This is a genomic window from Spirosoma harenae (genome assembly GCF_054776975.1).
Genome location: NZ_BAAHBD010000002.1, coordinates 53026 through 74375, shown reverse-complemented (window position 1 = coordinate 74375; position 21350 = coordinate 53026). Strand labels below are relative to the sequence as shown.

Here is a 21350-nt window from a genome sequence, read left to right as displayed (position 1 = left end):
GGTGTAAAGCTTTCTATTTCATTACTTCGACCGTATTCAGTTCTGGACCACCACCATGATTTGCCGAGCCAGCTACAATGTAGATTTTTCCCTGATATACCACCGCCTGCGTACCGTGCCGACCTTGCTTCATCTTCGATCCGGTTGTCCATTTATTGGTTTTAGGATCTAAGGCTTCGGCTTCGTTATGCGCTAACAACTGCACGGTTTCGCCCCCAATAATCCAGACTTTGCCGCCCTGTGTTACAGCAGTGGCACCCGCTCGTTGGGTTGGTATATTCGAAGTAGCAGGCAGCGTTGCCCAACTACCTGTTTTAAAATCATAAACATCAACTTCGGCAATGGTTGTTTCCAGCACTTTATTGATCCGAGCTGTCGAGTTACGGCCACCGGCTAGATAGAGTTTATCGCCGACAATAGCCGCACTGATATGATCGCGGGTACGTGGGGCATCCGGTAATTTTTTCCAGCTATTGGTTTTTGGATCGTATTCGTCGAGCCAGGCAACATGCCCATCGTAATGGCCGTCGATGATGCCACAGGCCATATAAATCTTGTCATTATACACGACCACGCCAGCCGAACCTCGTAACCGATCTTTCGGAATTTCTGGGCCCATCCGCCAGGCAGCTTGTTTCGGATTATAAATATAAATGTTCGGAATGGGCGTTTCATGCGGGTATTTTCCCTGAAAAGCGCCCATTACATACAGTTCGCCATGGTAGGTAATCGCCTGGAAATGATTCATTTCGAGCGGTGGTGTGGGCAACGTTTTCCAAACCAGCGTTTTCAGATTGAGGGCCTCCAGGGGTTTCATTCCACGGCCACCAACAGCATATAGGCTATCGCTAATGAGAGTAGCCGCATTTTCGTGACGAGCAGAGCAGCTATTTTGGGTCGTCACGGGTTCCCAGGTTTGGGCCTGAGCCGCAAAAGCACTTCCCATCAGCCCTAAACAGACTAACGAATGGATATTTATGCGCATAAAAAAGAGATAATTGAGCCTGATTGGTAAACCGCAAAGTTGACGGTTCCTACTGATAAAGATATCGGCTATTTTCCAATCCTGTTGAAATGAGGGGAAGTATCATCGATATGCTACCCAACCCCGGAAACAGAAACCCGTATAGAATAAGCTGACCGACGAAAATCCCGTCTCGTATAAGATAACTTCATCTTCCTCTGGAGAAAATAGTGGCAAGCGTTCACGTATGGCATCGCTTGCTTTCTGTGCGGCCTTTGAGTCGATACCGCTACTCGTCGCAAAGCTGACATAACGGGATAACCAAAGGGTTCGGTCGGGTTCGCTTTGGGGAAAGCTTAGATGCGCCATAACAAAGGGAGCGCCTGGCTTTAAACGACGATGAACGTCAAGCAGGGTTTGACGGCGTTCTTCCCGACTGAGAAAGTGCAGTGTCAGCAAGCAACTTGCGGCATCAAAAGGCCCCTCTGGTGCGGTTTCAATATAGCCCTGATGGAGTTGTACCTGCTCGATGAGGGGACCTAGTGTAGCTCTGGCCAAATCCAGCATCTCCTCCGATGGATCAACTCCATCGAATTGCCAGTCTGGATTTGCTTCTGCAAAAACTTTTAGTTCCAATCCGCCACCCGCTCCCACGACGAGTATACGGGCATTATCTGGAGCACGTTCGGCTAATAATAATCTTGTCATCCGTTGCAGGTCAGCAAATCCGGGTAATAACCTTGGAGGATTCTGGGCATAATTGATTACCGCTACGGGGTCGGTAAAGGAGTTGATGCGCTCAGCGTTGAACCTCTGATTGTGTTGATCGCCTTTTTGATAAGATTCTTCTGGCATACACTAGACTTGATTGGCCCAAACTCTCTGTTTTAATCCAGAGTGGTTTACTCTGCCATTACTTTTATAAACAAAAACGAGTTCCGGCCACAAACCAGAACTCGTTCTTCACCCTATAGCTCATTTACTTTCCGGCAGTACACACCCTTCTTCGGGAGTACAGGTTGCCTCGTCATTGGCAAGTTGGGCAATTGAGCTATGTTGTTGATTCCATTCTGCCCAGGCCGTTTCAAGAGCGCCTTGAAATGTTTCGGAAGGTTGCGCTCCCGAGACTGCGTAACGCCGGTTAAGTACAAAAAAAGGAACACCACGGATACCCAGTTGCTGAGCCTCATAGAGATCCTGTCTTACTTCCGTTGTATATGCATCCGATGCCAGCACCTGTTTCACTTCGGAAGCTTCCAGACCAATGTCGGTTCCTAACTCAACTAAAGTTGTATGGTCTGCTGTATTTTTTCCTTCGGTGAAATAGGCGCGAAACAGGCGTTCTTCGGCGGCATCGCCTAAGCCATGGCTTTTAGCTAATTGAACGAATCGGTGCGCATCCCAAGAATTCGCAACAACGGCCTGATCGAAATGATAATCCAGACCAACTTCGCGGGCCATAGCCGTTACCCGATCGTTCATTTGTTGCGCCTGATCCAGACTCCATCCTTTCACCTCGGCCAGGTATTGATTAATATTTTTTCCGGGTTCCGTTTTCATCGCCGGATTGAGCTGAAAACTTTTCCAGGTAACTTTTACGTCGTTTTTATGCGCAAACTGCGCTAATCCTTCTTCAAATTTCCGCTTGCCAATGTAGCAGAACGGGCACATGACATCACTCCAAATTTCGACTTCCATAGCGATTGTATTCTGGTACAAGACTTCAACACCAATTTTGCTCAATTCCTTCCGAATTCCGTAAAATCGACATTACGGCGTTTTTTGTCATTCCGATTGCAAGGAAGAATCTCAAGCTTTCCTAACACTCAAATAAGAATAGTTTAAAATTCTTCCTTGCAGTCAGAATGACAAAAAAGTGTTTGAAGATCAAGCAATCAAACTGGTATTACGGTCGAATTTTTTATTTCGGACATAACAAAAAAGCTGCTGATATGGAGCGTTCCTGGAATAACAGATAGTTTTTCCTGATAGAAATGGTTGTAAGTATCCATGTCCCGACTGACGATTTTCAGCAGATAATCGAACGTACCCGACACACGATTGCACTCCAATACTTCCGGGAGTTTACGAACATCAACTTCAAAAGCGGTGAATGAATCGCGGGTTTGTCGGTCGAGTGTCACCTGGCAATAAACCATAAAAAGGTGCCCTAGCTTTTTCTTGTCTACCAGCGTCACATATCGCTCAATAACGCCTTCCCGCTCGAGCCGTTTGATCCGTTCATGTACTGGTGTTTTCGACAGATTAATCTGCCGACCAATGTCATGAATTGTTAGATGAGCATCTTTTTGTAATAAATCCAGAATTTTTCGATCCGTTGCGTCGATACTATCCATAAGCGGAATTTTTACGGGACAACTTACTCAATTGTCATGTTTATAGAACTATTTCCTACTAAAATGATAATTATATGACAATTTTCCCAAAAAAATAAAAACAGCTAGAAAACTCCTACAGGGACTTTTACCTTTGTGTTGTTAATGTTGTAACAGTAAACTTGCTATTAACACGATGGTCATTGGTGTTCCGAAGGAAATCAAGAACAATGAGAACCGGGTTGCTTTAACCCCTGCCGGTGTAACTGAATTGAAAAAACACGGCCATGTTGTTTACGTACAGGTAAATGCAGGTGAAGGCAGCGGTTTTGAAGACGAAGAATACATTGCGGCCGGAGCGATCATGCTTCCCACGATCGGTGACGTTTATGGCATTGCTGAGATGATCATGAAGGTTAAAGAGCCGATTTCCTCGGAATACGATCTGATCAAGGAAAACCAGTTACTGTTCACCTATTTCCACTTCGCTTCGTCGGAAGAATTGACCCAGGCCATGTTGGCTAAAGGGGCAATCTGTTTAGCTTACGAAACCGTTGAGCGGCCCGACCGTAGCCTGCCTTTACTGGTACCGATGTCGGAAGTAGCGGGTCGGATGGCGATTCAGGAAGGGGCGAAATACCTCGAAAAACCAATGAAAGGTCGGGGTATTCTCCTAGGTGGTGTACCGGGTGTAAAACCAGCTAATGTATTGATTTTAGGTGGTGGTATCGTTGGAACGCAGGCCGCTAAAATGGCAGCGGGTCTTGGTGCTCATGTGACCATTATGGATGTCAGCCTGCCACGACTACGTTATCTGTCAGATATTATGCCTCCCAATGTTCAGACGATGATGTCGAACGAATACAACATTCGGGAGATGATTAAAGTATGTGATCTGATCGTTGGTGCGGTTCTGATTCCAGGTGCAAAAGCTCCTCACCTTATCACTCGCGAAATGCTTCAACTGATGCGTCCTGGTACGGTGCTGGTCGACGTAGCTGTTGATCAGGGAGGATGCATTGAAACTTGCCATCCTACTACGCATGAGAATCCAACTTATATCATTGATGGCGTAGTCCACTATTGTGTAGCAAACATGCCTGGGGCTGTCCCCTACACAAGTACCGTTGCTTTGACTAATGCAACACTGCCGTATGCGCTTCAATTGGCTAATAAAGGCTGGCAGCAAGCCTGTCGCGACAATGCAGACCTTAAACTAGGTCTGAATGTAGTGGAAGGTAAAGTAGTTTACAAAGGCGTTGCCGAGGCATTCGGGCTGCCACTAACCGATGTCAGCGAAGTGCTTACCGAAGAAGAAATTACGCAATAAAAATATTACTGATTCATCGACAGACGGGGTCACACTTTACGGAGTGTGGCCTTTTTTATTATCTTTCAACAGGATATAACCGCTTTATCGAATTATGGAAACGCACACCCAAAAGACAATTCCTACCCTGTATGAGTGGGCAGGAGGCATGGAAAAGTTTGAAGCCTGGACTGATTTATTCTACAAACGTGTCCATCAGGATTCGATTCTGGAGCCTGTGTTTCGGGGAATGTCACCGGATCATTCCCGACATGTTGCGCATTTTATTGCCGAAGTATTTCGAGGTCCGACTACCTATAGTCGCGAGGAAGGCAGCCATTATGAAATGATCCATAAACATTTAGGTAAAAACCTAACGAATGCGCAACGCAAGCGATGGATTGACCTAATTCTGGATACCGCCGATTCAATCGGACTGCCCGATGATCCAGAATTTCGCTCAGCGGTAGTCGGTTATTTAGAATGGGGCTCGCGACTAGCCATGATTAATTCAAAAGAAGAATCCGTAAATGAACCCTTAGATGCGCCAATGCCAACATGGGGCTGGGGAGAAACAGGTGGACCGTATATACCTGACTAGCTTAAGCTCACTAGCTCATTTTAGATAAATCTCCTGTGTCTGTGAAGACACAGACACCTATGCGTCAGCAACATCCAACATCCGGGAAAGTGTCTGTGAGGACACAGACACCGGAATTAAATAATCAAACTGGAAGAGTATTAGGTCGTTTCTTTTTTCGTCCAGTTCTTACAAGTATTGCTTTACAAGCACGTTCCATTCATCATCCAGCGAACCATCAAAAAACGAAACGCCTGCACGTCTGTACCAATAATTAGCATTAAAACGATCGCCTTCTTTACGGTGCAAATAAGCATGTAGTCGATCATAAGTTGATGTTCCTTCTCGACTCTGTGCAATATTATGTGCCTTTTCCCAATCGCCTTTGGCATCATACCAGAGCCCTTCAAGAATTGGATTCAGCCCGGTTGGCGGTTGTGGCTGAGTTAATGAGCCGGTAAATTGATCCAGTGTCATTTTGATTCAGGTTTAGCGGCTACTGCTGCCTTTACGTAAGGTTCATAAGCCGGTGTCGTAAAAATCGTATAGGTCGATAACCGAATAGGCCGGTAAGGTTGTTTCATCACGCGGGGCAAACGTTCGCCAAGTTTCGCAAAATCGTTGTTAGGAATTATAGCTAAATCAGCATCTTCCCATTGATTTTCGGTTGGCCAAATATTATAATGTTTGTGAAAAAACGGAATCAGGTAATCGAACACAAATACGTTAGAATGCGCTGGAATCGTTTTCGCTAATGTTTCAACAACAGCCACATCGGCTGCGGGCAATAATGGTTCTTTATCTGGGTCGTATTGGTGCCGAACAAGGCCGCGCACAATTGAGTAAAGTCGAAAATCAGGCCGGGCATATTGAACAATGGGCAATTGGATCAATACTAAGAATAACCCGATCACGACTAACTGTCGACGTTCGACTTGTGCTTCGCTGATTTTAAACGAAAGCCAGATCAGAAGTACATAAACGACCGAGAAGGCATACATCAGTATAAATCGCGGAGGCCATGTCAACGATACCAGATCAAAAAGCGCATTGACACCGTAGTAGGTTGCTCCCTGCACCCAGTTTGATAATAATAACGCCAGTTGAGCAACACCATAAATGAGAAATACACTGCCAGCGTGTCGCCAGTTCACCCTGTATAATCCATATAACAATAAGCCAATGGATGGTAATAAGAGGAGTGCTGTTTTTATCAATAGGAGTAAATTTATCCGGATAAACTCCCGTGAATGCAGCCCCTTGCCGATGGCATGAAGTGCCTGTTGCAATCGGGGTTCAGGCTCTACGGCATGGTTTTTAAACGACAAAAATGCCATACCGGCGATAAATACAGCGGCCCAGCTACCCGCAGCAATCCAAAAATTGGCCTTAGTCAGAATACCTAGAATAGATCGCTTCGGATTGGCAACCAGGTACTGAATACATAGAAATGCCAGATGAATAACCCCTACCAGCAATGCACCGTCTTCCTTAACCAATACAATTAACGAAGCCGTTACTAAAAACCAGCCGGTATGGTATCGACGCAACGCAACAAGAAGCAATAACGAAAGCGGGAAATACATCAATTCAGGATGCCATCCGATGTTCGGGTGATCCATCAGCCAAAACCAGACTGGCCCCATTAACAAGACGGCTAATAATACCCACACCATCCAGGATACCATCTGCCGGCTCAAGTGCCGGAGCAAAAAACCGTAGCTCAGTAATAATAAACTTATTTGAACGATGAAAGCTCCATAGGCACCACCTACATAAATAAGCGGCCCCAAAAGCAACATGATATAATTATTATGGATTCGGTCGTCGTAGCCCCAGATATTTTCGTAGAGTAGCGGCCGTCCATCCATCCAGCTATAAGACGCCTGTAAGAAAATGTACATATCGTTGTATGTGTAGTACAACGCCTGAAAACGAATGACTTTGAAGCAGAATAATAAGAGCAACAGGAAGCTACTGACAGCTACCGGAACAATCCATTTTGATCGCATAGGGAATGGAAACGAGGATCCGTCAGGTTAGGGATCACTCGCCAAACAGGGCAAACATAAAGAAATATTTGCGCAGAAACAGACCAGTGGCTAAAACCAATCGTCGCGGAGAATACCGTTTAGCTTTTCGTACGGTACCGTTACCTGAATTGGACCAACTGCATAGGCTGCAATTTCGTAGGAGTTGTAATAAAAAATCATTCCATTCCGTCCTGTCCCAACGTTGGCAGGGAGGAAAAAATGACCGTCGCGCAGAAAGTAGCCTTGTTCTTCAAGATTAGCCTTTGGCAGCAAATTTTGCTGTTGTCGGAATGCCGTTTCCAGAACGCCAAGCAACGCCGTTGTATCGGCGACCATATCATTCAGGGTTAGAATTCGGCCTGTTTCCCGGTCGAACGTATAAAAGGCAAGATTAGAATTGGGGTGTGCTCCACCTGTATACGCATACGTTTCTACTTTAACAGTCAACGCTTTAGGGCTAACATGGACCGTATCGGCCGTTGTTTCGAGTTCCCAACATCCGCCTAAATTGCCAATATCCTTCCGCATTGCTTCATAGTCCATCGCAAAAAGATTAGCCGCTTTGGCTAAATTCTGACGGGCGTCCGGATTTTTAGCGACTGTTGCACTATCGAGCCATCCAACAACAGTGTTCACCGCCAAAATCCGAAGACTATCGTTGATTTTCCGGGCAACTTCCGTATCATCTTTCAATAAAACGTAGGATACAGAAACGTCAACACCGCTGTTGGTCGTGGTATCGCAGGATTTAGCTCCCCCCAGCGTATACTGCTGACGAGCTAAGGATGGCGGATCGGAATGTGTGGAATGGCACGCGGAAAGAATACCAAATAGTCCGAAAAGAAACGTTGAAAAAAGTAACTTCATGAAGCAGCAATAAGGTAATTGGACGACGGAAGTAATTTGCTTGATTATAGCCAGATGATCCTCCATTCACATCCAATTACCCCACACTACAAACTTAATAAATCTTTAAACCGAATTGCTTGTCGACGGCTAATTTCGATTTTATCTCCTCCTCGCAAAGTCACCAGCAATCCACCACTGAACCAGGGTTCGATTTTCTCGATCCATTGGAGATTGATGATATGTTTTCGGTTAGCCCGGAAAAACGTTGCCGGATTCAGCCGGTCTTCCAGCGCATTTAGGGATTTGAGTACCAGCGGTTTCTGATCGTCGAAATAGAGACGAACGTAGTTGCCCATTGATTCGAATAGTCGCACTTTACCCAGTTTCACGAACCAGCATTTCTCACCATCTTTTACGAAAACCTGATCGTTTTCACCCAGCACTTTCGAAGATCCATTGGGCGAAATACCTGAATTTTCGGGAACGTGCTGCTCCTCTTCAACCCGGTGAATGGCTTCTGACAGTCGGGATAATTCGACGGGTTTCAATAAATAATCGAGCGCATTGAATTCAAACGCTTTGATCGCGTATTCGTCGAAAGCCGTCGTGAAAATAACTTCGGGAGTTTTACCTTCGATGGATTGCAGTAGCTCAAATCCATTCTTACCGGGCATCTGAATATCCAGAAAAAGGAGTTCAGGTTCCAGTTCTTCGATCATCGGCAAGGCTTCGTCAGCGCTGGCGGCTTCACCAATAATCTGAATTTTCGGAAAGTTTTCGAGAAGCCGGCGAAGTTCGTTGCGGGCTAAGCGTTCGTCGTCAATAATAAGGGTTTTCATACGATAAAGGAGTCAGGGCACAAAATGAAACCTAATGAGTTATCTATAAATCTGCGAACCAGATTGCCAACTTTTCAGGATTCACTTTTTACGCCTAACGGCTGTTTTTCGCGTCGGAACATGCCCTCCGACTGGGCAGGAATCGTGATTTCAGCACAAACTATTGGTCCATCGTTACGCAAACCTGCGACGCGATTACCTGGGTCTTCCTGAAAAATTTGAAATTGGGCATCAGGGCCATACAGCAACTCCAGTCGTTGGGCCGTATTGGCCAATCCAAAACCACCGGATGCTTTTTTATCACCCAAAACACCTGTATTTCGAATAATGATGTGGAGTTTATCTGCAACGATACTCGAACGAACTTCAACAAAACCTCCACCAACGGCCGTTGAAACGCCATGTTTGATGGCATTTTCGACCAGCGTTTGTAGCATCATAGGCGGTACCTGCCAGTAAAGCGTTCGGTTATCGAGATCAATATCAGATGTCAGTCGATCTTCGTAGCGGACTTTTTCGAGGGATAAATAATCCTCAACTGTTTTGATTTCCTCGCGCAATTCAACGGTCTTTCGCCGATCGGCCAATAGGGAATTCCGCAGAAGATTAGAAAGTTGCGTGATACCTTGCTGCGCTTTAGTCGGGTTTTCATAGACCAATGCCCGGATGCTATTCAAGGCATTAAAGACGAAGTGCGGATTCAATTGTGAGCGCAGTACTTTGGCTTCCGTTTCCCGAACGCTGGTCTTGAGCAATAGCTTCTCAATTTCATCATTACGGTTCTGTTCTACATAATGATACGCTGTGTAGGTCAGTACCCAGGTCAGCATGGTTTTCCCCCAATTCATAAGATAACCTATAAAAACAGTAGGTTCGTTGGCCAGGTGTTGCGGAACAATGAGTTGATCTATCGGCAAATTCACCATTGTCATAATCAATGCCAGAACAAATACCGACATCAGTACGCGGGGAGCCAGTTGAAAAAAAGGAAGCCGAACCCAGTTCCAGCGCCGAATCATGAGTCGGTATAAATGCGTCAGCGTAACCCCCAGAAAAATATTGGCGATGGCTAAGTAGAGCATGTCCGGATCGAAGCCGTCTTCCAGCACATACGCTGTGTACTCCGCTGCGATCAGGAGCGACCAGCCAAAAAGCTGACAAAACCAATATATTTTCTGCTTCGGCATGTTCATCTTATCGGGCAAAACAACCAGCCCATAAAACGAATATACATGTTTTCGTATACCAATGTACAGTCAGCAATTATCAGTGGGTGTATAGATGGATTATCGGCTGATGACGGCTGTTAATTGGTAGCCCCAAAAAGATTAGGGCATGATAGCCAGCGAAAGCAAATGAGCCGTGTCGTTTGATAACTCAATCGTAAATTGAGCCGACTCATAATCATACTGTAATTTGTAAAGACAAAGGTTGCTATGCTCAAACTGATCCATCTTTGAAAGCGGTTGATTTGTGAGCCAACTTAGCAAAATACGAATAGCCCGCCCATGCATGGCAACCAAGATCGTTGTCTCATCGGGATGGGAGAGGATAGTATCTATGGCTATTTTCTGCCGATCAACGACCTGTTCGGGACTTTCTCCACCGTCTGTCGTCATTGCTGTATTGCCAGACTCCCAGGCTTCAATCAAATTCCGGTAATATTCATTATCTAAATTTCCTGGCACTTTCCCTTCCATCACTCCCCAGCTAATCTCATTAAGGCCGGTAAGTTTTTCATACGAAATACCAAGATCGATAAAGGGTTCCGCTGTTTGATAGGTCCGCTTTAACCCTGAAATATAAATTTTGTCGAAGGGGACGTGCTGATAGGCCAGAAAAAATGCCATTGCCTGTGCTCGTCCCATCTCGTTGAGGTCTGCATCGACTCCACTTCCCTGAACTACTCCCCGTCGGTTAAAATCCGTTTCGCCGTGACGAATTAGATATATTGTTTTTTGTGCCAAGCTGCTTCCTTGCCAATCGGCAATTTTTTTCGAATTTGAGCCGCAAAATTACGAAAAAAACAGGTTATAACCTTGTTTCAGACCTAATGTTCCAAGTTTCGCGACTCATTATCAACTTCATGACAGAAACCAGGAATATAAAAACTATAACACGAAATAAAACAAAAAATGAAAGCTGGATTTGACCTGAATGCGCTTGACTTTATCCATAATGACTCTATCGCAAAACTCTTAGGCATTGAATTTATGGAAGCAGGCGAAGGCTATTTGATTGCCCGAATGCCTGTCGACAAACGAACGCATCAACCATTTGGAATTTTACACGGAGGGGCTTCGGTCGTACTAGCCGAAACGCTGGGTAGCGTAGCCTCCTATATGCTTCTGGATGATCCAACCAAACAGCATGCTGTTGGTCTGGAAATCAACGCTAATCACCTTCGATCCGTACGCGAAGGTTGGGTGTATGGACGCTGCACGCCGATTCACACGGGACGTACGACACACGTATGGGATATTCGAATCGCCGACGAACAGGGAAGACCAGTATGTGTTAGTCGACTGACAGTTGCCGTGATTACTGTTAAGTAATATACGTGTCCACTAAACCTTAAGTCGCTATTAACTGTCCAATTCAAGATAAGTATTTCAATCGGGCAGCCTGCTTTTCACCCGCAGAAAGCGGTTTATTCCCGCCCAACCAACCTATTTACTAACTCTGTTGTGTATGACAACTAACCGTCGTTCGTTTCTGAAACAAGCAGCTGGCTCACTCGCTGGCCTGACTCTTATGCCAACCGTTTTTACGGAAGCAGCTCCTCAAAAATTGTGGTTCAACATTTCACTGGCAGAATGGTCATTGCATAAAGCTTTGTTCAGCAAAAAAATCACGAATCTCGATTTTCCAGGAATCGCTCGTAAAGAGTTCGATATCAGCATAGTCGAATACGTAAACCAATTTTTCAAAGACAAAGCGCAGGATAAGACTTACCTCAATGATTTGCTCACTCGTTGCAAAGACAATGGTATTACCAACCATTTGATCATGATCGATGGCGAGGGAAATCTGGGCGCAACCGATGCTGCTGAACGAGCGAAAGCCATTGAAAATCACCACAAATGGGTCGAATGCGCTAAATATTTAGGCTGCAAAACGATTCGGGTAAATGCTGCCGGACAAGGTACAGCGGAAGAAGTTTCCAAGGCGGCTATCGAGAGCTTAGGGAAGCTAGGCGAGTTCGCTAAAACCATGAATATCAATGTGATCGTCGAGAATCACGGTGGTTACTCATCTAGTGGCGAATGGATTTCCAATGTAATGAACCAGGTCAATATGAAAAACGTCGGCACCCTTCCCGACTTCGGCAATTTCTGCATGAAGCACAGCCCTGGTAAGGATTTCTCCTGCATCGAAGAATACGATCGCTATAAGGGAACCAAGGAAATGATGCCGTTTGCGAAAGGCGTTTCGGCAAAATTCTACAATTTCGACGCAAACGGAAATTGTGTTGAAACGGACTACAACCGCATCATGAAAATTGTGAAAGACAGCCGTTTCAAAGGCATCGTCGGTATTGAATATGAAGGTAATACCCTGGAAGAATACGACGGTATCCGTAAATCAAAAGCCCTGCTCGAACGCGTTGGACCGATGGTTTAGGCTATTCTAGTCATTTTTGTCACACTGACGCAGGCAGCATCTTAAGGTTCCCGTACTTGCTGTTTAGGATAATTTAAGATGCTGCCTGCGTCGGCATGACAAAAAAATAATCTACTTATATCATTACACTCGGCTGAGATACATAGTGCAGCAGTTCCTGCCGGGTGGCTTCATCGTCAAATTTTCCGCTGTATGATGAGGTGATGGTGGAGCTATTCACATCACGAACACCACGTGTCGACACGCACAAGTGTTTGGCATCAATAATTACGGCTACATCGTCAGTTTCCAAAACACGCTTCAGTTCATCGGCAATCTGAACCGTCAGACGTTCCTGCACTTGAGGGCGCTTACTGAAATATTCCACAATTCGGTTCAGTTTCGACAGGCCAATCACTTTCCCACTGGAAATATAGGCAACGTGTGCTTTGCCGATAATCGGCACAAAATGATGCTCGCAATAAGTCTGAACGGTAATATCTTTCTCGACCAGCATTTCGTTGTACCGAAACTTATTATCGAATAACGTTGGCGCCGGTTTGTTGGCGGGATTTAATCCACTAAATATTTCCTTTACGTACATTTTAGCGACACGCCGGGGAGATCCTTTCAAACTATCGTCGGTCAGATCCAGCCCCAGAATGTTCATGATTTCCCGGAAATGGTCTTCGATAAGATCAATCTTAAAGTCATCATCAAGTGCGAACGCATCCGGGCGCATAGGCGTGTCGATTGACGCAGCTCCGTGAGCATCTCCAATTTCATCCACTAATTCGTCGTGCTGGTGCCCGTTCGAACCATGTCCATTTTGGTGAAAACCATCCAAAGGTCGGCCGTTAGGCTGGGTATTCGACGAAGTTCCGTTCAGTTTCATACAATCTGATTTTGAGCTCTAAGTCTTCACTTAGATGGGTTCGTAAAATGTCGTGAATGACGATGGCAATGTTTTCGGCCGACGGATTCAAATCAGCAAATTCGTCGGTATCCAGATTCAAGTTTTTATGGTCGAAACGATCAATGACATGCTCCTTCATCAGGTCGCCCAGATACTTCATGTCAATGACATAACCCGTTTCAGGGTCAATTGGCCCCGTCACCTGCACAATCAGATCATAATTATGACCATGAAAATGTGGGTTATTGCATTTTCCATAAACCCGTGCGTTTTTTTCATCTGACCAATTCGGATTGTTCAGACGGTGTGCCGCGTTAAAATGTTCCTTCCGAAAGACAGCAACCCGTGGACTATTCGCCCTGGGAATGTTCGTTTGGGGAACATCCATACTGGAAGTCTTCATAAAAAAAGTGAATCGAAAAGATCGATCAGCCTGTCGTTACAAAGTTTGTGTACAACACAGACCGAAAGCAGAGCGTGTAGCCAGAACGCCCTTTTGAGTCGGTTCAGCAGTATAACATCCGCTTATCCGGTATTGTTCCCATTCGTAACTTCGCCCGACCAAACTGGAACTCGCTCCCAACCAGCCCCGTTGTGCCCCCATGAAACGATTTCGAACCATCATGTTAGCGATAGTTATTATTATTCTTGTGTTACTGGCCGGTACCTTAATTTTTATGCAGCAAAGTCCTTTCGGCAAAGATCCCGCCGAAGCCCGACTCGAACGAATCAAGCAATCGCCTAACTATAAGGACGGAGCTTTTCAGAATCTGGAACCTACTGCGGTTCTGCGCGAAGGAGCTTCCTACTACGCCACAATTTGGGACAATCTGAATAAACCAAAAGACAATGTCCCCCCTCGACCATTACCTTCCATTAAAACAGACTTAAAAGCTCTTTCAGACGAAAAGCCGACGATCGTATGGTTTGGGCATTCATCATATTTAATTAAATCTCAGGGCGTTACAATACTAATCGATCCCGTATTCAGTGGTCATGCATCGCCCGTGTCGTTTTTCGGTTCGGCATATGCAGGCACTAATACGTATGGCGTAGACGAAATGCCGGACATCGATTATCTGATAATTTCCCACGATCATTACGACCACCTGGATTACCCAACAGTCAGTAAACTCATCCCCAAAGTCAAGAAAATATATACTGGACTTGGCGTAGGTGCGCACCTGGAACGCTGGGGAGCTAAACCAGAGCAAATTGTTGAATTTGATTGGTGGGAGCATCAATCCGTAGCCCCTGACATTGACCTTACAGCGGCTCCTGCTCGCCATTTTTCAGGACGAAGTTTCGCACGCGGACGAACGCTCTGGACGGCTTTCGTCCTAAAATTACACGGCTACAACTTATTCCTGGGGGGCGATTCGGGCTACGGCAAACATTTCCAAACCATTGGCGATAAATACGGTCCATTCGACTTAGCGATTCTGGAATGTGGTCAATATGGCCGCGACTGGCCCAACATTCACATGTTTCCCGAAGAGGTGATTACAGCTGCTCAGGATTTACGGGCCCGAACTCTGCTGCCTGTTCACTGGGCAAAATTTTCACTTGCGATGCATCCCTGGAACGAGCCCATAAAACGGCTAATGAAGCAAGCGGAGAGAGGTGGTTTTGATGTAACAACACCGCAAATTGGCGAACCTGTTGTGTTAAATGCATCCTACCCTCGAACAGTTTGGTGGAATTTCTGATTAAGTAGATTTACAGGGAAACGCTTTTATTTGACGGATCAACTACTACTCGATCATGCAGACAACTACCCGACGTGAGTTTATCCGTACGGCTGCTCTTACTGGCGCGGCAACCTCTATTTTTCCAACGATTTTAACGGGGGCTAAACCAGCTGATCCTAAAGTTAGATTAGCATTTATTGGCGTTGGATCACGGGGGAGAAGTCACGTAGCGCAGGCACTTTTTCGGGATGATGTTGACATAACCGCCATTTGCGATCCTGACTCCGAGTCCATTGCCCGGACCAATGCCATGATTACCAAGGCAGGTCGGAAAGCGCCAGTTGCTTACGGCAAAGGGGATAAAGCGTTTGAGGACATGCTCAAACGGGATGATATTGATGGCGTTGTAATTTCTACCCCCTGGGAATGGCACGTTCCAATGGCGGTTGCTACGATGAAAGCGGGGAAATACGCGGGAGTCGAGGTATCTGCCACAGTAACATTGAAAGAATCCTGGGATCTGATCGAAGCCTTTGAAAAAACAGGTTCTCCCTGCATGATTCTGGAAAACGTCTGCTACCGACGGGATGTGCTGGCGATTTTGCACATGATCCGACAGGGGTTATTTGGCGAAATGTTATATGCCCATTGCGGCTACCAACACGATCTGCGAAATATCAAATTTAACGATGGTAAATCCATTGGGGGCGTAGGCGCTGAATTTGGGGCGAAAGGCTATTCTGCAGCCCATTGGCGCACTCAACATTCCGTTGATCGGAACGGTGATTTATACCCAACCCACGGGCTAGGGCCTGTTGCACACTGGCTCAATATCAACCGGGGAAATCAGTTTGTCCGTCTGACTTCAATGGCGACCAAAAGCCGGGGATTGCATAAATATGTTGTTGATAAAGGTGGAGCAAATCACCCGAACGCGAAGGTTAATTTTAAATTGGGCGATGTAGTCACTACTATGATCGAGTGTGCGAATGGCGAGAACATTATGATCATTCACGACACAAACTCACCTCGCCCCTACTCACTCGGGTTTCGGGCGCAGGGTACACAAGGAATCTGGATGGATGATAACGATATGATCTATCTGGAAGGAACCAGCCCCAAACCACATACCTGGGAACCGTTTGCGGCCTATCAGGACAAATACGATCATCCACTTTGGAAACGCCACGCCCAAACAGCCGAAAACGCCGGACACGGCGGTATTGATTTCTTCGTACTTCGGGCGTTTATGGAGTCGATCAAAACGAAAACGCCACCGCCCATTGATGTGTATGATGCAGCCGCCTGGAGTGCGATCAGTCCATTATCGGAAGAAAGTATCGCCAAGGGTAGCAAAGCCATCGACATTCCGGATTTCACACGCGGTAAGTGGAAAACCAATAAGCCCATTTTTGGCCTGACGGATAATTTCTAGCCCACGATTCGTCGGATTGATGGATTAAGCAGATTATGTTTTGCATATTTGGGATTGTAACCAAATCAGATTCGGCCATCAATCTGATCAATCCTAGTTCAAACAATGATTTCTGCTCCTCCTAAATCCCAAAATTACACCGGCCCATTACTCATTATCGGTGCTCTTTTTTTCGTTTTTGGCTTCGTAACCTGGACCAACAGCGTGTTGATGGCCTTTTTTAAACAGGCATTTAACCTCAGTACGGTCGGGTCGAGTTTGGTGGCTTCTGCGTTTTTTATTTCCTATACCTTGATGGCTATTCCATCGTCGGCCGTGTTGAAACGAACTGGTTTCAAGAATGGTATGTCGCTGGGATTGCTGATTATGGCAGTGGGGACTCTAGTTTTCGTGCCAGCAGCTCGTTCCTTTTCTTATCCGTTATTCCTGGTTGGATTATTTTTAATTGGCGTTGGTCTGACTGTATTACAGACAGCTTCAAATCCTTATGCTACGATCCTCGGCCCACGCGAAAGTGCTGCTCAGCGCATCAGTTTTATGGGAGTTGCTAATAAACTGGCTGGTATTATTAGTCAGCGTGTCTTTGGTAGCTTATTACTGACAGGTACAAGCGTTGCTGTAGGTCCGCAAAGTTTAGAAAAAGTAGTTACTCCTTATTTGGTGCTAACGGGAATTCTGATTCTATTGGCTGGCTTAGTCCGACTATCCAATTTACCTGAAGTTTCTGAGGAACAGGAAGATTCGCCTGCCGATGCAACGGCTCATACGAGTGTATGGCAGTTCCCAAATCTTGTACTCGGTGTAATTGCGCTATTCTGTTACGTTGGCGCAGAGGTGATTTCGGGTGACACGATTATCAATTATGGCAAAGCCATTGGTTTCGGAAATGACGAAGCCAAGTATTTTACAGAATACACACTCTACGGATTATTAGCAGGTTACATACTGGGAATTCTCGCTATTCCAAAGTTTATTTCACAGCAAAATGCACTTCGGTATGGTATGATTCTAGCGATCATTCTAACCATTGGTGCCTTAGCAACAGACGGTTTTACCTCAATCCTTTGCATCGCATTACTTGGCTTCGCCATTGCCCCAACCTGGCCTGCCATCTGGCCGTTAGCGCTGAATCGACTGGGAAAATTCACCAAAATTGGTTCGGCCTTATTGATTATGGCTATTGCTGGTGGTGCTATACTTCCTCCTTTACACGGCTATTTATTCGACAACATTAGCCCCAAAATGGCTTATGGATTACTGCTTCCCCTGTTCGCCTTTATTCTCTACTATGCTACGATAGGGTATAAGAAAACGAGTTGGTAAATTAGTTTGACCGCATAGTATTATAATGTGTATAGAAAAAGCCCCGCTGATTCAGCGGGGCTTTTTCTATACACATTACGTGTCTTTGACACTTCATAAGATCACCATCGCGTTAACTTACGTCTTAGCTGCGCGCTGGGCAGGGAACCAGGATGTCAAAACAGTAATTAGAATAACGAGAATACCCGTCAGCAGAATATCACCCCATTGAAGTCGGACTGGGTAGGCGTCAATAATAGAGTCGACCAGGCCCATGCCAACAAATCCATAGCGCTCCTGAGCCAGACAAAGCAAAACGCCTAAGATTAAGCCACTTAAAGCTCCACTCAAGGCAATGATCGCGCCTTCGGTCAGGAAAATCCGACGAACCATATTTCGGGTAGCGCCTAACGCAAACAAAATTTGGATATCGGCTTTCTTCTCAATCACCAGCATAGAGAGCGAGAAGAAAATGTTGATCGAGGCAATGAGAATAATAAAGGAAAGCGTGATCGCCACAAACAGTTTTTCGACGTAAATCGCCCGGTAAAGATCAATATTTAAGTCATCACGACTTTGTACGATCAAATTCCCTCCTCCTGATTTGTCAACGACATCCTGTAAAGCCTGTTTTACTTTCCGCTCATTTGTACCGGGCTGTAGCTGTATCTCAAGACTTGTTACTTCATCCGATTTGTAGCCAAACAAGTCGCGCGCTACGGTCAGGGGCGTAAGCACGAAATTTTGGTAACGGGATTCAATAAAAAAAATGCCTGATACCGTCAGTCGCTCTCGATTAAAGGCGTTTGGATTTAAGACACTAAACGTTTCTCCGCTTTGTGGATATAGAATTTCCAACGGCGTCAGTATATCCATCGGTGAAATGCTCAGATCATGTCGAACGCCTTCTGCAACAATTGCATAATTGGCCCCGTCTTTATGGAGTAATAAACGCCCTTCGAGTAATGCCGAGTCGAGTTGCTGCCGCTGGAGGTAATTTTCATCGACACCTTTTAGCTTAATTACTGTCTGTGCATTGGCATACCGGGCCAGCGCATTATCCTGTGCGACTGAAGTAAGCAGGTGTACGCCAGGAACCTGACGAAGCTGCTTTAGCAAATCTGGTGAAGCCAAAAACCGCTTGCCCTGTTTCGGCGAAACGGTCATGTCGGCTTCGAACGACTTAAAAATTTGCCGATTCAATTCTTCCATTCCGTTGAAAACCGACAATACCACAACTAGTGCCATTGTGCCAACGCCTACACCAAGCATCGACATAATAGATAACCAGCTAATGAAACTGCGTTTCTTTCGAGAGAAAAAATACCGACGGGCAATCCAGGCAGGGAGATTCATATTTAATTGTGAATGAGTGAATGAGTGAATAAGTGAATAGCTGACGCATGTTTTATTCATCACGACTGCTATTCGCTCATTCACTCATTCACAATTCGCTCATTCCTCTTCCGGCGCTGGAGGGATCTCCAGACCGGCGAAGAGTTTGTCCATTTTATCGGCGTACTCAGCCGTGTCATCTAAGAAGAAACTAAGTTCGGGAACGATTCGAAGTTGGTGCCGGACCCGATCGCCGAGGTGCTGACGGATCACTTTACCCTTCTCTTGAATCGTTTCCAGCAATAACTGTTTATTCTTGGTAGCCAGAAAACTCAGGTACACACGAGCCACGCTGAGATCGGGCGAAACACGCACATTTGTGACAGTGATAAACGCCCCGTTGAACAAATGTGGCACTTCGCGCTGAAAAATTTCACTCAAATCTTTTTGCAGCTGCCGGGCCACTTTCTGCTGTCGTTTCGATTCCATACAAATTGGGGCTTAATCTATTTTGCAAATATCCATCCATTTTTCCATTCTGCCGAAATTGCCCGTAATTTTACAGGTAGTAGTCAATTTAGGGTCTGTAGTTTGAGGTTTGAAGTTGGCTGGCCTGTTCGTTTATCGTGCATTAGACAACCTCAAATCTCAAACTACAGACTATAAACTATCATCTGTCTTGCTTCGTTTTTTCCAACCGTATTTTTCATACCAATACGTCAGTTTACTTGGGTTGCTGGTGCTAATCCGATTGCCCTTGCTGCTTCATCCGTTCCCGCTCCTGATTCCCGAACTGAACTGGATGATTGTTGGGGAGCAGATCAATCAGGGCGACCTTCTATACCGCGATATCTGGGATAGTATTAGTCCATTGTCTGCGTTAGTTTATTGGGGCATCAATAGTTTGTTTGGTCGCTCAACCTTGGCCTTACACGGAGCGGCTCTGCTGGTTTCGGTTTTTCAAATTGTCTATTTCAATTACCTTACCAATAGTCGCGATTTCTACCCAGATAGAACGTTCTGGCCGGGGTTGATTTATATGCTGTTCATGCATATTTCGTTCGATTGCCTGACGCTGTCACCCGTGCTGATGTCTACCAGTTTTTTATTGCTGGCTTTCGGGACACTGACCCGGCAAATGGATCGGCGGGGGGCAACGGATGAAGTATTTGAAGTTGGCTTTTATATCGGAATTGCGGCTCTGTTCTATTTACCATCGGCTTTATTTATCCTCTGGGCCATGCTGTCGCTACTGTTCTACACGGGGGCTACATTCCGGCAATACTCTTTATCATTTTTCGGCTTTTTGTTTCCTTTTGCCGCTACAGTTTTGTTCTATTACCTCTGCGATAGCCTGGACGATTTCAATCGAAATCTGTTGGCTTCCGTATTCCGCGTTCGCCAGTATTCCCTGTCTGATTTTCAGTCGCTTTTGGTATCGTTATTGATTCCGCTAGGATTGGGCGTACTGGGGTTTTTAACCTTACTCAATCGAGGAAGCCGATATATCAATTTTCAACAGCGAATTCAACAGATTGTAGCGATATGGTTTGTCATTGCCGTGTTAACCATTGGCTTAATGCCTTTTCTGGCCCCTATGTCGTTTCTGAGTTTCGTTCCGCCGATGGCCTATTTTGCGCATTTTTATTTCGATGGCATTCGGCGACGCTGGCTGGCAGAGATCACGTTTCTGGTCGCCTTTTTGCTGGTTTTATTCGTATTCTATCAAGGCGCGTTAGGCATCATTCCGGGTGTGGAATTAGGGCGTCTGAGTAGCCTGCAGGTACAGCCTTCGCCATTGCCAAATGGCATTGAGAACCAGCGCATTTTAATTATTGGAGAAGACTTGAGTGCTTACCGGCAGAATCGACTGGCAACGCCTTATCTCAACTGGGATCTAGCGAAATATGACTTAAAAAATCTTGATAATTACGAATCGGTTATCAACGTATTTGACCACTTTCGAAAAGATCCTCCCGACTACATTATTGACCGCGAGAATGTAGTTGAGAAATTATTCCAGCGAGCCCCTGCACTGGCCACACAGTACGAGCCTACGACTGTCAACAATGTGTATAAACGAAAATAAAAACCCATTTGCCGTACTCGGTTCATGGCTGACGTAGGGTTGCTGACGTAGAAAAAAATTGTAAATCGT

22 protein-coding genes are annotated in these 21350 nt (G+C 45.6%); 8 read left to right on the top strand and 14 right to left on the bottom strand.

Annotation, left to right across the window (positions count from 1 at the left end):
* Positions 1–13: 13 nt before the first annotated feature.
* The 4 genes from ACYVE4_RS00740 to ACYVE4_RS00725 all read right to left on the bottom strand — a co-directional run bounded on the left by ACYVE4_RS00740 (position 14) and on the right by ACYVE4_RS00725 (position 3321).
* A complete protein-coding gene (locus ACYVE4_RS00740; protein WP_460994859.1) occupies positions 14–985 on the bottom strand; it encodes a Kelch repeat-containing protein in 972 nt (323 codons plus the stop codon).
* Between the two features lie 102 nt (positions 986–1087).
* Positions 1088–1819: a class I SAM-dependent methyltransferase gene (locus tag ACYVE4_RS00735; RefSeq protein WP_460994858.1), complete on the bottom strand. Its 732-nt coding sequence runs from the start codon at positions 1817–1819 to the stop codon at positions 1088–1090.
* 120 nt (positions 1820–1939) lie between these two features.
* Complete coding sequence (locus ACYVE4_RS00730) at positions 1940–2662, bottom strand: DsbA family oxidoreductase (protein ID WP_460994857.1); 723 nt, start codon at positions 2660–2662, stop codon at positions 1940–1942.
* A gap of 197 nt (positions 2663–2859) precedes the next feature.
* Positions 2860–3321, bottom strand: coding sequence for an Lrp/AsnC family transcriptional regulator (locus ACYVE4_RS00725; RefSeq protein ID WP_460994856.1), 462 nt, complete (start codon positions 3319–3321; stop codon positions 2860–2862).
* A gap of 175 nt (positions 3322–3496) precedes the next feature.
* On the opposite strand from ACYVE4_RS00725, the gene ald reads away from it, so the two are divergent.
* Positions 3497–4630: an alanine dehydrogenase gene (gene ald, locus ACYVE4_RS00720; RefSeq protein WP_460994855.1), complete on the top strand. Its 1134-nt coding sequence runs from the start codon at positions 3497–3499 to the stop codon at positions 4628–4630.
* A gap of 94 nt (positions 4631–4724) precedes the next feature.
* Positions 4725–5210, top strand: coding sequence for a group II truncated hemoglobin (locus tag ACYVE4_RS00715; RefSeq protein WP_460994854.1), 486 nt, complete (start codon positions 4725–4727; stop codon positions 5208–5210).
* Positions 5211–5378: 168 nt separating this feature from the next.
* On the opposite strand, the gene ACYVE4_RS00710 is transcribed toward ACYVE4_RS00715, so the two are convergent.
* From ACYVE4_RS00710 to ACYVE4_RS00685, 6 genes are all read right to left on the bottom strand, one after another.
* Positions 5379–5666, bottom strand: coding sequence for a hypothetical protein (locus tag ACYVE4_RS00710; protein WP_460994853.1), 288 nt, complete (start codon positions 5664–5666; stop codon positions 5379–5381).
* Complete coding sequence (locus tag ACYVE4_RS00705) at positions 5663–7201, bottom strand: glycosyltransferase family protein (RefSeq protein WP_460994852.1); 1539 nt, start codon at positions 7199–7201, stop codon at positions 5663–5665. The genes ACYVE4_RS00710 and ACYVE4_RS00705 overlap by 4 nt, the downstream gene beginning before the upstream one ends.
* 90 nt (positions 7202–7291) lie before the next feature.
* On the bottom strand, positions 7292–8089 hold the full coding sequence (locus ACYVE4_RS00700) for a DUF3298 and DUF4163 domain-containing protein (protein ID WP_460994851.1): 798 nt from the start codon (positions 8087–8089) through the stop codon (positions 7292–7294).
* Between the two features lie 86 nt (positions 8090–8175).
* Positions 8176–8910: a LytR/AlgR family response regulator transcription factor gene (locus ACYVE4_RS00695; protein WP_460994850.1), complete on the bottom strand. Its 735-nt coding sequence runs from the start codon at positions 8908–8910 to the stop codon at positions 8176–8178.
* 74 nt (positions 8911–8984) lie between these two features.
* On the bottom strand, positions 8985–10097 hold the full coding sequence (locus tag ACYVE4_RS00690; RefSeq protein ID WP_460994849.1) for a sensor histidine kinase: 1113 nt from the start codon (positions 10095–10097) through the stop codon (positions 8985–8987).
* A 141-nt stretch (positions 10098–10238) separates the two neighbouring features.
* Positions 10239–10877: a histidine phosphatase family protein gene (locus ACYVE4_RS00685; protein WP_460994848.1), complete on the bottom strand. Its 639-nt coding sequence runs from the start codon at positions 10875–10877 to the stop codon at positions 10239–10241.
* Between the two features lie 168 nt (positions 10878–11045).
* Between ACYVE4_RS00685 and ACYVE4_RS00680 the strand changes: the two genes are divergently transcribed.
* Positions 11046–11465, top strand: coding sequence for a hotdog fold thioesterase (locus ACYVE4_RS00680; RefSeq protein WP_460994847.1), 420 nt, complete (start codon positions 11046–11048; stop codon positions 11463–11465).
* Between the two features lie 136 nt (positions 11466–11601).
* Positions 11602–12534: a sugar phosphate isomerase/epimerase family protein gene (locus ACYVE4_RS00675; protein WP_460994846.1), complete on the top strand. Its 933-nt coding sequence runs from the start codon at positions 11602–11604 to the stop codon at positions 12532–12534.
* A 115-nt stretch (positions 12535–12649) separates the two neighbouring features.
* On the opposite strand, the gene folE is transcribed toward ACYVE4_RS00675, so the two are convergent.
* Together folE and ACYVE4_RS00665 are read right to left on the bottom strand one after the other, a co-directional pair.
* The gene (gene folE, locus ACYVE4_RS00670) at positions 12650–13408 is read right to left on the bottom strand and encodes a GTP cyclohydrolase I FolE (protein WP_460994845.1); all 759 of its coding nucleotides are present in this window, start codon (positions 13406–13408) and stop codon (positions 12650–12652) included.
* Complete coding sequence (locus tag ACYVE4_RS00665; RefSeq protein ID WP_460994844.1) at positions 13371–13832, bottom strand: 6-pyruvoyl trahydropterin synthase family protein; 462 nt, start codon at positions 13830–13832, stop codon at positions 13371–13373. The genes folE and ACYVE4_RS00665 overlap by 38 nt, the downstream gene beginning before the upstream one ends.
* Before the next feature lie 199 nt (positions 13833–14031).
* Between ACYVE4_RS00665 and ACYVE4_RS00660 the strand changes: the two genes are divergently transcribed.
* From ACYVE4_RS00660 to ACYVE4_RS00650, 3 genes are all read left to right on the top strand, one after another.
* Positions 14032–15138, top strand: a complete 1107-nt coding sequence (locus tag ACYVE4_RS00660) for an MBL fold metallo-hydrolase (protein WP_460994843.1) — start codon at positions 14032–14034, stop codon at positions 15136–15138.
* A 55-nt stretch (positions 15139–15193) separates the two neighbouring features.
* Positions 15194–16555 carry a Gfo/Idh/MocA family protein gene (locus tag ACYVE4_RS00655; RefSeq protein ID WP_460994842.1) on the top strand — a complete coding sequence of 454 codons (1362 nt, stop codon included), beginning with the start codon at positions 15194–15196 and terminating at the stop codon, positions 16553–16555.
* A 105-nt stretch (positions 16556–16660) separates the two neighbouring features.
* Positions 16661–17878, top strand: a complete 1218-nt coding sequence (locus ACYVE4_RS00650) for a sugar MFS transporter (protein ID WP_460994841.1) — start codon at positions 16661–16663, stop codon at positions 17876–17878.
* Positions 17879–17995: 117 nt separating this feature from the next.
* Here ACYVE4_RS00650 and ACYVE4_RS00645 read toward each other — a convergent pair whose 3' ends face one another.
* Positions 17996–19213, bottom strand: a complete 1218-nt coding sequence (locus tag ACYVE4_RS00645) for an ABC transporter permease (RefSeq protein ID WP_460994840.1) — start codon at positions 19211–19213, stop codon at positions 17996–17998.
* A gap of 99 nt (positions 19214–19312) precedes the next feature.
* Complete coding sequence (gene rbfA / locus ACYVE4_RS00640; protein WP_460994839.1) at positions 19313–19681, bottom strand: 30S ribosome-binding factor RbfA; 369 nt, start codon at positions 19679–19681, stop codon at positions 19313–19315.
* A gap of 190 nt (positions 19682–19871) precedes the next feature.
* On the opposite strand from rbfA, the gene ACYVE4_RS00635 reads away from it, so the two are divergent.
* Positions 19872–21281 (top strand): hypothetical protein, encoded by a 1410-nt coding sequence (locus tag ACYVE4_RS00635; RefSeq protein WP_460994838.1) that lies wholly within the window; start codon positions 19872–19874, stop codon positions 21279–21281.
* Positions 21282–21350 lie beyond the last annotated feature (69 nt).